This is a genomic window from Aquimarina penaris (genome assembly GCF_040786285.1).
In the GTDB taxonomy this organism is placed as follows: Bacteria; Bacteroidota; Bacteroidia; order Flavobacteriales; family Flavobacteriaceae; genus Aquimarina.
The window spans coordinates 289,807-303,947 of the sequence record NZ_JBFMKQ010000002.1 but is presented as its reverse complement, the minus strand read 5'-3'; the positions used below and the strand labels follow the sequence as shown (position 1 = coordinate 303,947).

The window sequence follows — 14,141 nt, the reverse complement described above, 5'->3', positions numbered from 1 at the left end:
CCCATAAACCAATTTTATAAAAACCTTAAGAATTGTACGGTTTACAAGTGGTTTTTTATTGATTAATTTTAGAAGATGAAAATTACCGCACAACATCTCAAAGAAATACCAGACTTTATTCATGTTCCTGATAAACAATTAGATTGGTTAATTGAGAAATCGCAGATTGAATCCTTTAAACAAGGTGAGTATGTTTTTCAAAAAGGAGATGTTGTTGACAAACTCTCTATTATACTTGAAGGAAGGTTAGAAATTAAGTTCGAACAAAACGGGAACTACAAGGTATTTGACCAAATCACGAAAAATGGAATTACAGGACTGCTTCCCTTCTCAAGAATGAGTTCTGCAATGGGATATGGTGAAGTAATCGAAGATACCGAAGTCTTATTTCTAGACAAATCATTCTTTAAAGAAATGGTTGCAAATCATTACGAACTTACCGAAAGTCTGGTTCACCATATGACATCGCGTGTACGAGAATTTACTAAAAACAATGTGCAATCAGAAAAAATGATGGCCTTAGGTAAATTATCTGCAGGTTTAGCACATGAACTTAACAATCCAGCTTCAGCAATGTTACGAAGTGCCAAGGCATTAAAAAAGCATCTCGGTAATGTTCCCGAAAAATTTAAAAAAGTGACTTCAATTAGGATTTCTGAACAAGAAGTCGATATTCTAAACAACATCCTTTTTGATAAAATAAATAACCGCCCTGAAAACAACATGAAGCTTACCGAGCGTAATGAGAAAGAAGATGAACTAGAAGAATGGCTAGAAGATCATGGGGTAGATGATGCTTTTGAACTTACCGAAACGCTACTCGATTTTTGTATGGGTATTCCTGCCATGGAAGAAATCTACAAAACTACTGGAAATCATAATTTCGCTAGTGCCATAGAGTGGATAGAAAATGTATTGACTACAGAAAAAATGGTAGACGAAATTGAAGAAGCTTCTGATCGTATTGCAAGTCTGGTGCAATCCATTAAAAGTTACACACATATGGATCGTGCCCCCGAAAAGGTAGCTACAGACATACATATTGGTATCAAAAGTACCCTTACGATGCTTAATCACAAGCTAAAAAAGAAAAATATTGTGGTAGAAAAAGACTTTCAAAATGAGTTACCGCAACCTAAGATATTTGTGAGCGAAATCAATCAGGTATGGACCAATCTTATCGATAACGCCATTGATGCCATGGAACATTCTGGCACTCTAGAAATAAAAACGCAAAAAGACAACGATTTTGTAAAAATTGACATTGCTGACAATGGAAAAGGAATTACAGAAGAACATCTTACTAAAATCTTTGACCCATTCTTTACCACCAAAAGCATTGGTAAAGGCACGGGAATGGGATTAGAAGTAGTGCAACGTATTATTAACCAACATAACGGAGACATTGAAGTAACATCAAAAAAAGGAAAAACCACATTTACTGTGTGTTTACCGATAACATAAAACAATGAATAGTATAACAGACATAAAAGGCACTTTTCAATTGCATAACGGTGTTCACATGCCCTATCTGGGATTAGGCGTGTATTTAGCAGATAACGATAATGAAGTTATTGATGCCATACATTGGGCATTAGATACTGGATATCGTCATATCGATACCGCCAGCATTTACAGAAATGAAGAAGGTGTAGGAAAAGCAATACATTCTAGTTCGATACCTAGAGAGGAGATTTTTGTGGTTAGTAAGGTATGGAATGCGGATCAGGGATACGATACTACCATAAAAGCTTTCGAAGAAAGTCTTAATCGATTACAACTTGATTATCTGGATCTGTACTTAATACATTGGCCAGTTAAAAATAAATACCTGGATACCTGGAAAGCCTTAGAAACACTTTACAAAGAAAAACGTATACGAGCGATCGGAGTGAGTAATTTTATGCAACATCATCTAGAGGATCTTATGGCGAAATCTGAAATAGTTCCTATGGTGAATCAAATGGAATTTCATCCGCATCTTGTTCAACAGAGTTTAATCGATTTTTGTAAGCAGCATCATATTCAATACGAAGCCTGGTCACCCATGATGCAAGGAAAAATATTTGAATTATCCATATTAGATGATCTGGCCAATACATATAATAAGACAGTGGCTCAGATTGTTTTACGGTGGAATCTTCAAAAAGGGGTAATTACTATTCCTAAGTCAGTAAAAAAAGAACGTATCGTTACCAATAGCAATATTTTTGATTTTGAAATATCAAATGAAGATATGAGCTATATTGATGCTTTAGATAAAAACCATCGAAACGGGCCGGATCCCAATAATTTCAATTTTTAAAACATGAAAAAACCAATCATATTTGCACTAGATGATGACCCGCAAGTGTTAAGAGCAGTAACCAGGGATTTAAAATCAGAATACCGCAAGGAATACAGAATCATGAGTACCGAATCTGCAAATGATGCTCTAGAAGCATTAGTAGATCTTAAAAAGAAAAATGAAGTCGTAGCTCTTTTTTTGGTAGACCAACGAATGCCAGAAATGCTTGGCGTAGAGTTTTTGGCCAAAGCCAAGAAACACTATCCCGAAGCCAAAAAAGTACTGCTTACTGCATATTCTGATACCGATGCAGCTATCAAAGCTATTAATGATGTACAACTAGATTATTACCTTACCAAACCTTGGAACCCACCAGAAGAAAAGTTATACCCAACGCTTAACGACTTACTCGATGTGTGGCAAATGAGTTTTCTACCAGAGTTTGATGGTATTAAAGTATTGGGCTATCAATTTTCACCAAAATCACATGATATTAAGGATTTCTTATCTGCCAATTTATTCCCTTTTCAATGGTTAGATGTAGAAACCAGTGATAAAGCCAAAGAAATTATAGAGCTCTATGATCTAAAAACAACAGATATGCCCGTTGTTTCTTTACAAGATGGGGAATGTTATAAAAACCCAAGTATTGTTGAACTTGCAACGGCTTTAGGCCTAAATGCACATCCTAAAGACAACTTATACGATGTAGTGATTATTGGCGCAGGACCTTCGGGATTAGCTGCAGCCGTATATGGAGGATCCGAAGGTTTAAAAACCCTACTTATTGAGAAACATGCCCCAGGTGGGCAAGCCGGAACCAGTTCGAGAATTGAAAACTATCTCGGGTTCCCTAATGGATTAAGCGGACAAGAATTAACCCATCGTGCCATTACCCAAGCTAAGCGATTTGGGATCGAGTTTTTATCTCCGCAAGAAGTAACTTCTATTTCTGAGAAAGATGGTTATAAAAGTATTACTTTGGGTAACGGCGAATGTATCAGCTCTAAAAGTATAGTCATTACAACTGGTGTTAACTATAGAAAACTAGAAGCCCAAGGTATCGAAAATTATACAGGAGCAGGTATATACTATGGTTCTTCGATGACTGAGGCACAAGCATGCAGTGATAAAGAAGTATATATCGTTGGTGGTGGTAACTCTGCAGGGCAATCTGCCGTATATCTTTCAAAATTTGCAAAAAATGTATACATCGCTGTTCGTAAAAAAGACCTTAGTAACAGTATGTCGAGTTATCTAATTGATCAAATTGATGACATTGATAATATTACGCTACTTGGACACACTAGCATAACCAAAGCAATAGGAAAAGATGAACGCTTAACCGCTCTCGAAATTAGTAATAGTGAAACTTCTGAAGTTAAGGAAGTCCCTGCTGATGCATTATTTATATTTATCGGAGCACGCCCATATACCGATTGGATTGCATTAGACATTATAAAAAACGAAAGAGGGTTTATTGAAACTGGTAGAGACCTAACGCGATATGATAACTTCAAAAAAGTCTGGAAAAAAAACAGAGAACCGTTCTTATTAGAAACTTGTAGTCCCGGAATTTTTGCCTCTGGCGATGTACGAGCTGGTGCTATGAATAGAGTTGCTTCTGCCGTTGGTGAAGGTGCTATGGCCATTAAATTTGTACACGAATATCTAGCAGAAATATAATATGAAACTAAGAACAAAAATATGCGAACATTTAGAAAATTTTGATGCCTCGAGTGTCAAAAGAAGTACGAGGTATGAGTGTGCCGAATGTGTAAAAAACGGTGACACTTGGGTACACTTGCGTACCTGCCAGGAATGTGGAGTGACCCTATGTTGTGATTCATCGCCCAATAAGCACGCAAGTCATCATTATCAATCGCATAACGATCATGCAGTTATTATTTCTGCCGAACCTAAAGAAAACTGGGCCTGGTGTTATGAGCATAAATCGTTTATTAAGTATTAATAGTTAAAGAAATGGGATATAATTTCTTTTCGTTCATTCAATTGATCACTAATCGAAAATATATAATAAAAAAAACACTTGCATGTGTAGTATTCCTCTGGTTATCATTCAATAGTTTTTCTCAAGATAGCGGCCATTGGAAACTTATTTATCACAATGATAAAGACGGAAAAACTATTGAGGGTAAAATAGAGACACTCATTAAATCTGCACGATCAGGGGAACAAATACGCATCTACTGGTCATCACAAAGAAAAAGTGACCCTACAAAAAAGGTAGAGCATTTTGCCGATGCCAAATTCTTGACGGTTTTAAGTGATACTATCGTATTTGCCCAAATTGACCCCATTATTGGTCAAACACCCAGCTTTGATGACCAGACAGTTACGCTAAAAGAAAACTTAGAATGGTCTTTAATCGCTGGCAGTAATGGCAAATCAGATACCATGATGCGAAACGTAGTAACAGGAGAAATAATAGGACATGGTCAGGCTACTTTTTCGGTTAAATGGTATGTTAAGCAATAGATTTCGGTGAATTGAAACCCATAGTCATTAAAAAATAAACAAGTGAAAAACAAGTCCTTTTTGTCAATATTCATTTTTATGGTACTTAGTATTGCTTGTCAAAAACAAGATGGCAAATATGTGTGTACACCTTGTGATCAATCGTGTGATGCACTTTTTTTTTCCGAGCCTGGAGTCTGTCCACATTGTAATATGAAACTCATCAAAAAAAGTGAGCTCAAAGCAAAAAAAGAACTCGTAGTAAATGCTATCAATATTAATGAAGGTTCTGGTGAATTTTTGATAGATGGTGGAGTTGGAAACAAGGAAAAAACAATAAAAGTGTATTACCACAAACCAAAAAATTATCGCCCAGAATCCAGAATTTTGATTGTTGTTCCTGGTGCAGGAAGGAATGGAGATAGTTATCGAAATGCGTGGATTGAAGAATCAGAAAAATACGGGGTGTTGATTCTATCCCTAATGTATCCAGAAAAAGAATATGATTTTGGTGCGTATCACCTGTGCGGAATTATGCATGATTTGGATATAAAAAATAGTATTGAGTATGTAGAAAATACAAATGTGGCGAATATGGATGAAAGTAAATTCACCTTCAAGATCAATGAGAATCAAGATGAATGGATTTTTAATGATTTTGATAGAGTCTTTGATCTTACTGTTCAGAAATTAAAATCCGCACAAACAACCTATGATATTTTTGGACACTCTGCAGGTGGACAGATCTTGCACCGTATGGCCATTTTTCAAAAAGAGTCCAAAGCAAAATATATCATAGCAGGAAACTCTGGTTTTTATACCTTACCTAGCAATGATTTTATACTTCCCTTTGGAGTAAAGAATGCTCCTTTTCATGTAGAACATCTTCCATCGATATTTAAAAAGAAACTAATTGTAATGATTGGTGAACTTGATAATGCAACCGAAAAAGGAGGAACGTTATTACACTCTGTTTCTGTAGATAAACAAGGCTTGCATCGATTAGAAAGAGGCACATTCTTTTTTAAGTACTCAAAAACAAAAGCTCAAGAAATGGGACTCGATTTTAATTGGGAGTTAAAAATAGTACCTAACACAGGCCATAATCATAAAAAAATCGGAGATGCAGCAGCTAGATATTTGTATGAAAGTGCCAAGCGGTAAGGGTAATCATTAAATGACATATTAAAAAGTATATTTTTAAGTTAGGCTAAAAGACTAAGCGAATGGAAATTGCCAAACGACCAATCGGCAATTTTAAATACCAAAAACTAAAAATTAAATTATCTACTCGGGTTTCTAATACCTAAGAAACACAACCTAACACAAAGTGTATCAAAGACTTTATTGATTTTTTTAAACAAAAATTTGCGCAAGTAAATACTTGCACTTATATTTGCAAGCAAATACTTGCATAAAGATAATATCATGGACACAAGAAGAGATGTTTTTCAGGCCATTGCGGATCCAACGAGACGACAGATTATTGGTTTATTAGCCAATCAAAGTATGAATCTTAATGCTATTTCGGAAAACTTTAATATGAGCAGGCAGGCAGTTTCACTGCACATCAAAATTCTTCAGGAATGTAATCTTATCGCCATAAAACAGCAAGGTCGACAAAGAATCTGTGAAGCTAAACTCGAGAAACTAAATGAAGTTCATGAATGGACAGAACAATTTAGCATCTTCTGGACCAAAAAACTACAAGCCCTTAAACATGTTGTAGAAGCTGAGTCTAAAACAGCTTCAGATCCATCTGTAAATAGTACTAAACCTCTAACTAAAAAGAAAAAACAAAAATGAAAAAAGTAGTTGTTGAAGAAACTTATGATGCTTCTGTGGAAGCAGTTTGGAAAGCATTGACCGATAAGGACGAAATGAAAAAATGGTATTTTGATGTATCTGAATTTAAGACAGAAGTTGGATTCGAATTTCAATTTATAGGTCATGGCAAAAACGGAGATCCCTATCTGCATTTGTGTAAAATCACCGAAGTAATCCCCTACAAAAGACTTCAGTATAGCTGGGAGTACGAAAATCTTGAAGGCACCTCTTTGGTAACTTTTGATTTACAAGTAGAAGAAAACAAAACTCGTGTAACACTAACTCATACCGAAATTGAAAGCTTCGCCAAGGACAATCCCGATTTTGACATCAAAAACTTCAAAGAAGGCTGGACAGCATTACTCACAAAACTTTTACCTGATTATTTAGCAAAACAGTAAGTGTATACCCGTTGTGCATTTAGGAAAATCATTACAAAAAAAGCGTCAATTCGAGTATTTTGCGTAATGACCTCTCGACTTCGCTCGAGATGACAGAAGACAAAATGCCCGCCTGCCGGATGGGTAGGTATCGATCCTTCGACAAGCTCAGGATGACAAAGCTTTTTTTAACCAATAATCTTATTCTCGATAGCTCTGCTGAGCCAGTCGAAGTACACTTCGCCTAAAGTCGAAGCACTCGAATTGACGGAGTTTGGTTAAAAAACATCTAAATGCACAATAGGTAGTGTATATGTTCTACATCAAGAACAAAATACTCTATTTTTATATCTTACCGGCTGCACTATTCTTTTTACAATAATGATTATCATTAGTACTTATAAAAGGGTTAGAAAAATGAAAGATGTATCTTTATTTCATAGAGTCTTGTAAAATGTAAAAATCAGCTATCATGAAGAAAGTGGAGTTTATCGTACGAAAAGACTTAGAGCCTTTTATTAATTGTATTATGGTTCAAGAAAATGATGAGCCCACTTCGCATACCAATATTCCATTATACGCAGATGGATATCCGGGCATTATGTTTCAACAATCTAAAAACGGTTTTTATTTACTTCCCAGAAAAAAGAAATTATCAGAACTCTTTTTATATGGCCAGACACTCGAACCTGTCTCTTTAGATGCTAAGGGACCGTTTAGTTTTGTGGTTGTTCAATTGTATCCTTTTGCTTCCAAATATCTATTAGGAGTAGATCCTAAAGAACTTAATGATGACTGTTTTGATCTGCTTCAATTAGATCATATCGATGTTGAGGCATTCAGAAAAAAACTTACAAACTGTAATAACTTAAATGAGAGGGTAACTATTATCTCTGACTTAATGCAAGAATTAATTACTTCAAATCAAGAATCTAAGGATGATAGGATTCAACAAGCGATCTCAATTATTCTTCGGCATAACGGACAAATAAAGATAAAAGAGCTATTAGAAAAATTGTATGTCACCGAGCGTACTTTTGAACGTAATTTCATGACACAAGTTGGCCTAACACCAAAACAATTTGCAAAGATTATACAATTTCAGTGTTCCTTGCATAAACTTAACGAAACAAATTACGATAGATTGATTGAAGTTGGCCTCGACAGTGGATTTTCTGATCAGTCTCATTTTATTCGAACATTTAAGAAGTATACAGGCCAAACTCCCTCCTATTATCTAAAAGAGATGATCACTCATTAGGTTTTGTCGGTTTTGTTCAATTTTTACCGTTGGGCCGTAATTACTTTTGTCTCATAATCTTAAATAAAAAATTATGAAAGTTATAGTATTTGGCTCTACAGGAACCATAGGTAAACATCTCATAGAGCAGTCACTCGAAAAAGGACATGAAGTATTGGCATTTTGTAGAGATGCTTCAAAACTAAGTGAATTTAAACACCCAAATCTAAGCACTACCGAAGGAGATGTAGTTAACCCTATCGATGTACAAAATGCAGTTAAAGGTCAGGATGTAGTTATTATAGCACTAGGATCCGGAAAAAGCAGAAAAAGTACCGTTCGATCAGAAGGAACAAAAAACATTATTGCAGCCATGAAAGATTGTGGTGTTAGTCGATTGATTTGCCAAAGTACTCTAGGTACGGGTGAGAGTAATAATAACCTCAACTTTTTCTGGAAACACATTATGTTTGGTTGGTATTTAAAGCAAGTTTTCCTGGATCACGAATTACAAGAAGACTATGTTAAGAACAGTAATTTAGACTGGACAATCGTAAGACCCGGGGCGTTTACCGATGGCAAAAAAACAGAGGATTACCTGCATGGATTTAGCCCAAATGACAGATCGGTAAAGCTTAAAATTTCAAGAGCCGATGTGGCCGATTTTATTCTGAAACAAGTTGGCAATAAAAGCTATATGCATCAAACACCAGGATTATCCTATTAAAAATTATGTGTGTAGAAGAAATAAAGCTCTACGAAGCCTTCTTACTTCGTAGAGCATTTTTTTTATACCGCTGCCTCTTCTCCTTTAGCTCTATTTTTGGCAAAAGATTCGATCATATCGGGTACTTTTTCAAACAAGGCGGCCAGGCCTCTTGTTTTTCCGGCTGCTAAGAATGAAATTTCATCTCCTTTGGTTACTAAGAAGCCAATAGGTTCGATACCCACTCCTGCTCCTGCACCAACCCCTTGGCCTTTTCTGGATTTCGATTCGGTTCCTTCTCCTCCCCCAGAGCCAAATCCCATACCCACTCTAATTACGGGTACGCATTTAAACTCTCCTAAGTCAAAAGGATCACCAACAACAGTCTCTGTCTTTGCTTCACTTTTTATAAAATCTGTGATTTGCCCTAATAATTCTTCAAAATGTAACTCCATGATTGTATGTTTTATTGGTTTATAAATGATTTGATAATATATATTGGTCTATTATGTACCTGCACTATCAATTGATTTTTTCCTTCAAAATTAATAGTGAATGTTCCTATATAATGATTCATAAATCCGAAAATCGGATATAATTTTGCATTCTGAATATCATCCCCAGTATCTATATCCAGCAACAGTCTTTTTACTTTGAATGTTCTTAAAATCGCTATAATTTTTCTGAAGCTAAACCTCTTACTGCCTTTCTTGCTAGTCTTCACTTCTGTCTTCTTTACTTCTTCTTTCTTGCTTGCTTGAGCTTGCCGAAGGCTATTATCCTTAGTCTTTCGAAGGGTTTTTCTAAGCGGATAGAAATAAAAATTCAATAGAAAGACCCTCAACTTTATACGTAACAATTCTTGTTCATGTTCTTCTACACTTGCCGTGGCCAGACCTTGCAGTTGTACTTCATATTGATTCTGGTTGGTATTAATATATACTTCGATCTTTGCAAACAGCACATACATAATCAATGCTAAAAGTAGGATAAGGAATACCAGGAACCACATGATTTGATTTTTCTTCGAAAGAAGCTGAAAAAGAATAGAATAACAATGACATTAGTCATGCTACGCCATTAATTTTGTTAAATTTTGCAAACCATTTATAGATCTAACCATCACCTCTTGATATCCCAAAAAAACCCTTAGTTTTGTGTATACACAGATAACAAAACAACCAACCAACATGAAAATAATTGACTTATCCAAAACCATACAATACAACCCTGGCGATCCTTTTTTCATGAAAGTGAAAATCAAGCACAAACCGCATCGCAAAGCCAAATGGTTAATTCGATATTTAGGATTACCCTTTAGATTGTTTCCGAAAGGTTTTATAGGCTGGGCAGATGATAGCATTAAAAAAATGGGGGTTCATTCTACCACTCATATCGATGCTCCGTGGCACTATGGCCCTACTTGCGAAGGCAAACCCGCCAAAACTATTGATCAGGTACCTTTGGATTGGTGTTTTGGGCAAGGAGTAGTAATCGATATGAAACACAAAGTCGATTATGACCCCATCACAGTTAAAGACATCGAAACCTTTCTTGACAAAGAAAATATCACCCTACAACCCAATATGATCGTGCTCATAAAAACCGGAAGAGATCAATACATGGGCACCAAAGATTTCTTTCTTAAAGGAACCGGCATGAGTGCCAAGGCCACCGAGTGGCTCATCAACCAAGGAATAAAAGTAATGGGGATCGACCAATGGGGTTGGGATTTACCACTACCCTTTTTAATTAAAGAAGCTAAAAAGAATAACAATCCAGAATTATTTTGGGAAGCTCATTTGGTAGGCGTTGATCGCGAGTATTGCCATATGGAACAACTTACCAACCTAGATGCGCTACCCTATCAAGGCTTTAAAGTGGCTGCTTTTCCTATAAAAATTAAAGGTGGTTCTGCTGCTCCTGCAAGAGTGGTAGCCATTCTAGACGATTAAAATGATTTACATGCTAAAAACACCTTAACTTCGTATATACACTCATCATGAAAAACAATCTCACCCTTCAAAAAACTGCGATTACGTTTAGTGTCGTTTTGTATGCTATCGTTGTCCCCTATCTCGAAATTAATACCACCCATGTGTTTAATCCCGACTGGACTCCCCACGCCCGTATTCATGAAGTATGGCAGCTCTTTACCAATACCAGTATAGGGATCTTATGCCTGTGGTTAGTTTGGAAAAAAAGAGAAGTACTTTTGAGTTCGACACTAAGTATGGTTATTACCGGTAGTTTTTTGATCGCTTTTGCATTGCAAGATATGTATGGTGGTTCTATGAAGTTTTTAGACGGTAGCGAAAACACGATCCTGGGTATCAACATCGGTGTTTTCGGATTTGGTATAGCGTTTATCCTTTTGGTCATATCCCTAATGATGTACTTCAAAAACAATAAAAAAGCGTAGCTCTAGTTTTCAATTTTTATTCCTAACCGGTCATCCCTAATCCAGCGGTATCAAAAAGGTATTCCTAAATACATTTTTATGCAATGCTCCTCCACCTTTGGCAAGCCCAAAGCCAATCTACAAAAGAACAAAAACACTGTATATTAACACTTTACACATCAAACTTTAGTGTTTTATTAGCGATGCTAAGGTGATTAATATCGTATCTTATAGAGGCTTACTAACCTTTAAATTTCACAGCAATGATACGACAAGCTTTATTAGGAGAGCTTCAATTTGAAGCCGAAAACACACGAAAATTATTTGATGCCATACCCGATGAGGTATTAGATTACAAACCCAATGAGTTTAACTGGACCATTGGTCAAATGGCCGCCCATACAGCCGAAATATACAGCTGGTGGGACAGTACCTTAAACCAAGACGTGTTGGAGATGAGTACCTATACATACGACAAAGGAGATATTTCTAACATGTCATCGATAAAAGAAAAACTAGAAGAAAATATTAGCAAAGCTGTACAAAGTTTAGAAAATTATCCCGAAGAAAAATTTAAGGAACTATGGACCATGAAAAAAGAAGGAATTGAACTAATGCCTGCCATGCCAAGAAGTAGGGTTATTCGAGGATTCTTGATGAATCATCTCTATCACCACCGAGGAGAATTAATCGCCTACCTAAGAGCAAACGGAAAACCAGTACCGGGACTATACGGCCCATCGTACGAAGAGCAAATGACCCTCGAAAGCGTATAAATCACTCCTTCCCTTATAATGTCCTCATAAAAGCACCGGTGTTCTGCCGGTGTTTTTGTTTTCTTTATTTTACCTGTCACCTCTGCGCCCTTCGACAAGCTTGTCGAAGGGCGCAATTTATATGCAATATAAACAGGATATATGCCTTTCGCACAGAAAAACATTTCTGCATGTTCAAAAGATATAGTTTATTCAGTTTTTGAAGTATTTTTATTTTTGAAATACACTATACAAGCTTCTGCTATTTTTGTGATAGGTAGCACCTGTAATAAAGATGTAAAAAGCTTGCGTATTGTATCAATCTTCTTGTTAGGCATTGCCCAAAACAAAACTAGAATAACAATAAAAAAGATCATATACATTAAGGTCTTATCCATACATCAATAGTGCAATAATTAGTAGTTACATAATAGATTAATACTAAAAGAAATTGTTTACTAAAATTAATAAACATGTAAGATCACCACAAGCAGAGTACAGTATTTTTAGTACAATAACCTTGTATAAGTGTAAATGAATCAATCATACAGGGTGTTTGGCAGATCGACAAACTCATTATAATTGCGTAAGAATTTTCTTCAAAAAAGTTAATCGATTTAAGCAGTTTCATAGCAAAAACCGGTGTTCTACCGGTGTTTTTGTTTTCTATACTATACCCTAAGCCCTTTGAAGGAAAACCTGAAACCTGAAACCCAAAACCCTCAAACCCAAAACCCTCAAACCTGAAACCCTGAAACCAGAACCCTGAGAACTTCAATAAGCCTGTCCTGAACCTGCCGAAGGACACAAATATCCCCACCATTGGGTATTGAATCCCCTACCGAATACTCATAATTTTGAAAAGGAAACAAAAGGGGATTATTAACTTCTAGGATATAGAACAAATACACACAAAAATGAAACGGTACTACATGACTATCCTTTTGCTCATCGGTATATGCGCAGAAGGTAAAACAACAGAGCCCGAAAATACAAAATCCAGACTCGCTATCGAACGACAGTATAATCAACTAAATCAAGATCATGATAAAACGGAAGAAGAGATAAAACTATTTAAAGACTTCTTACAAATAGCCCAAAAAAGAAGAGAAAAATTAAAAGAGGTTATTTTTAATAAAGATCAGATTGAAGATAGGCTCAAAGTCCTAAAAACGAATCTAACCAAGATTAAAGACGAATTAGAAACGGGCAAAATTAAATACACTTCGATAGAGCAACTTACAACGCCTTATGAAGACATCATCAATTTTATACGAAAAGATATAAGAAGAGCCTTGTATTATAATGAGTACTCCTATAATAATGGTAAATCCCAGTACTCGGCATATATAGAAACCTTAACACTGGACAAAAAATCTGAAACCTCGCCTAATCTCGAATTCCTACCGGTACTAAACAGATATTGGAGTTTTAGATATCGGGATAAGACCATAGAGATTCAAAAAGAAGAAATTATCAAACTAAAATCAGAAATTGAAGCCCTTGACCTTTCAAAAATGGAGGCGCTTTTTAACGAATACAAAACATTTCAGTTAGGTATTATTGATTTCGTATCCCAAAAAATTAAAGAAAAAGTACAATCTCTAAACGATGATAACGATAAAACAGAAAAACAGTTGGTAGAATTAGAAAGTTTATTAGAAGACAGACAGCAAGTAATAAATACTAAACTTATTAATGCCGTGTATCTTATGATTGTTGCTTTGGTGGTATTATTTATGGGCTTATACTTTTTTAAAGTCGAAATAGCCGGCAAAATTATCGAAAAACGCTCTCTTGTCGAAGTGATTAGTATGGCCTTTATGCTTATTACCATTATCATACTAGGTACGGGTGCAAAAATTGGAAATGAAACTCTGGGTACTTTATTAGGTACCATCGCAGGATACATTTTTGGAAGCAGAGGCGTATTAAGACCCAATGTAAACTAAACCGACCTATAAGGCATCTACCACAATAATTAGCTCAGGTTTTTCTATCCCCCATACAAAAAACTTTCTTACGATGCTTACGGTTTCCCTCATCGGGATGTTAGAAATATTGAGG

The 14,141-nt window shown here is 35.8% G+C and carries 16 protein-coding genes; 14 read left to right on the top strand and 2 right to left on the bottom strand.

Annotation, left to right across the window (positions count from 1 at the left end; translation table 11 throughout):
- Nucleotides 1-75: 75 nt before the first annotated feature.
- The 10 genes from ABW637_RS11000 (at nucleotide 76) to ABW637_RS10955 (ending at nucleotide 8,939) form a co-directional block, all read left to right on the top strand.
- Entirely contained in the window at nucleotides 76-1,464 is a 1,389-nt protein-coding gene (locus ABW637_RS11000; protein ID WP_367584742.1) for an ATP-binding protein, read from the top strand.
- A gap of 4 nt (nucleotides 1,465-1,468) precedes the next feature.
- Nucleotides 1,469-2,305, top strand: a complete 837-nt coding sequence (locus ABW637_RS10995) for an aldo/keto reductase (RefSeq protein WP_367584741.1) — start codon at nucleotides 1,469-1,471, stop codon at nucleotides 2,303-2,305.
- Between the two features lie 3 nt (nucleotides 2,306-2,308).
- Nucleotides 2,309-3,973 carry an FAD-dependent oxidoreductase gene (locus tag ABW637_RS10990; RefSeq protein ID WP_367584740.1) on the top strand — a complete coding sequence of 555 codons (1,665 nt, stop codon included), beginning with the start codon at nucleotides 2,309-2,311 and terminating at the stop codon, nucleotides 3,971-3,973.
- Between the two features lies 1 nt (nucleotide 3,974).
- Nucleotides 3,975-4,259, top strand: a complete 285-nt coding sequence (locus ABW637_RS10985) for a UBP-type zinc finger domain-containing protein (protein ID WP_367584739.1) — start codon at nucleotides 3,975-3,977, stop codon at nucleotides 4,257-4,259.
- A gap of 11 nt (nucleotides 4,260-4,270) precedes the next feature.
- Nucleotides 4,271-4,786, top strand: a complete 516-nt coding sequence (locus ABW637_RS10980; protein ID WP_367584738.1) for a hypothetical protein — start codon at nucleotides 4,271-4,273, stop codon at nucleotides 4,784-4,786.
- 60 nt (nucleotides 4,787-4,846) lie between these two features.
- Nucleotides 4,847-5,929, top strand: a complete 1,083-nt coding sequence (locus tag ABW637_RS10975) for a hypothetical protein (RefSeq protein WP_367584737.1) — start codon at nucleotides 4,847-4,849, stop codon at nucleotides 5,927-5,929.
- 264 nt (nucleotides 5,930-6,193) lie between these two features.
- Complete coding sequence (locus tag ABW637_RS10970) at nucleotides 6,194-6,571, top strand: ArsR/SmtB family transcription factor (RefSeq protein ID WP_367584736.1); 378 nt, start codon at nucleotides 6,194-6,196, stop codon at nucleotides 6,569-6,571.
- Complete coding sequence (locus tag ABW637_RS10965) at nucleotides 6,568-6,993, top strand: SRPBCC family protein (RefSeq protein WP_367584735.1); 426 nt, start codon at nucleotides 6,568-6,570, stop codon at nucleotides 6,991-6,993. Before ABW637_RS10970 ends, ABW637_RS10965 begins: the two co-directional genes overlap by 4 nt.
- Nucleotides 6,994-7,444: 451 nt before the next feature.
- The gene (locus ABW637_RS10960) at nucleotides 7,445-8,233 is read left to right on the top strand and encodes a helix-turn-helix domain-containing protein (RefSeq protein ID WP_367584734.1); all 789 of its coding nucleotides are present in this window, start codon (nucleotides 7,445-7,447) and stop codon (nucleotides 8,231-8,233) included.
- Nucleotides 8,234-8,306: 73 nt separating this feature from the next.
- The gene (locus ABW637_RS10955; protein WP_367584733.1) at nucleotides 8,307-8,939 is read left to right on the top strand and encodes an NAD(P)-dependent oxidoreductase; all 633 of its coding nucleotides are present in this window, start codon (nucleotides 8,307-8,309) and stop codon (nucleotides 8,937-8,939) included.
- 62 nt (nucleotides 8,940-9,001) lie between these two features.
- On the opposite strand, the gene ABW637_RS10950 is transcribed toward ABW637_RS10955, so the two are convergent.
- Entirely contained in the window at nucleotides 9,002-9,373 is a 372-nt protein-coding gene (locus tag ABW637_RS10950; RefSeq protein ID WP_367584732.1) for a GerW family sporulation protein, read from the bottom strand.
- An 11-nt stretch (nucleotides 9,374-9,384) separates the two neighbouring features.
- The gene (locus tag ABW637_RS10945) at nucleotides 9,385-9,930 is read right to left on the bottom strand and encodes a hypothetical protein (protein WP_367584731.1); all 546 of its coding nucleotides are present in this window, start codon (nucleotides 9,928-9,930) and stop codon (nucleotides 9,385-9,387) included.
- A 178-nt stretch (nucleotides 9,931-10,108) separates the two neighbouring features.
- Here ABW637_RS10945 and ABW637_RS10940 point away from each other — a divergent pair, with 178 nt between their 5' ends.
- From ABW637_RS10940 to ABW637_RS10925, 4 genes are all read left to right on the top strand, one after another.
- Nucleotides 10,109-10,873: a cyclase family protein gene (locus ABW637_RS10940; RefSeq protein ID WP_367584730.1), complete on the top strand. Its 765-nt coding sequence runs from the start codon at nucleotides 10,109-10,111 to the stop codon at nucleotides 10,871-10,873.
- A 47-nt stretch (nucleotides 10,874-10,920) separates the two neighbouring features.
- Nucleotides 10,921-11,340 (top strand): hypothetical protein, encoded by a 420-nt coding sequence (locus ABW637_RS10935; RefSeq protein ID WP_367584729.1) that lies wholly within the window; start codon nucleotides 10,921-10,923, stop codon nucleotides 11,338-11,340.
- A 242-nt stretch (nucleotides 11,341-11,582) separates the two neighbouring features.
- Nucleotides 11,583-12,095 (top strand): DinB family protein, encoded by a 513-nt coding sequence (locus tag ABW637_RS10930; protein ID WP_367584728.1) that lies wholly within the window; start codon nucleotides 11,583-11,585, stop codon nucleotides 12,093-12,095.
- Between the two features lie 896 nt (nucleotides 12,096-12,991).
- On the top strand, nucleotides 12,992-14,026 hold the full coding sequence (locus ABW637_RS10925; RefSeq protein WP_367584727.1) for a hypothetical protein: 1,035 nt from the start codon (nucleotides 12,992-12,994) through the stop codon (nucleotides 14,024-14,026).
- Nucleotides 14,027-14,141 lie beyond the last annotated feature (115 nt).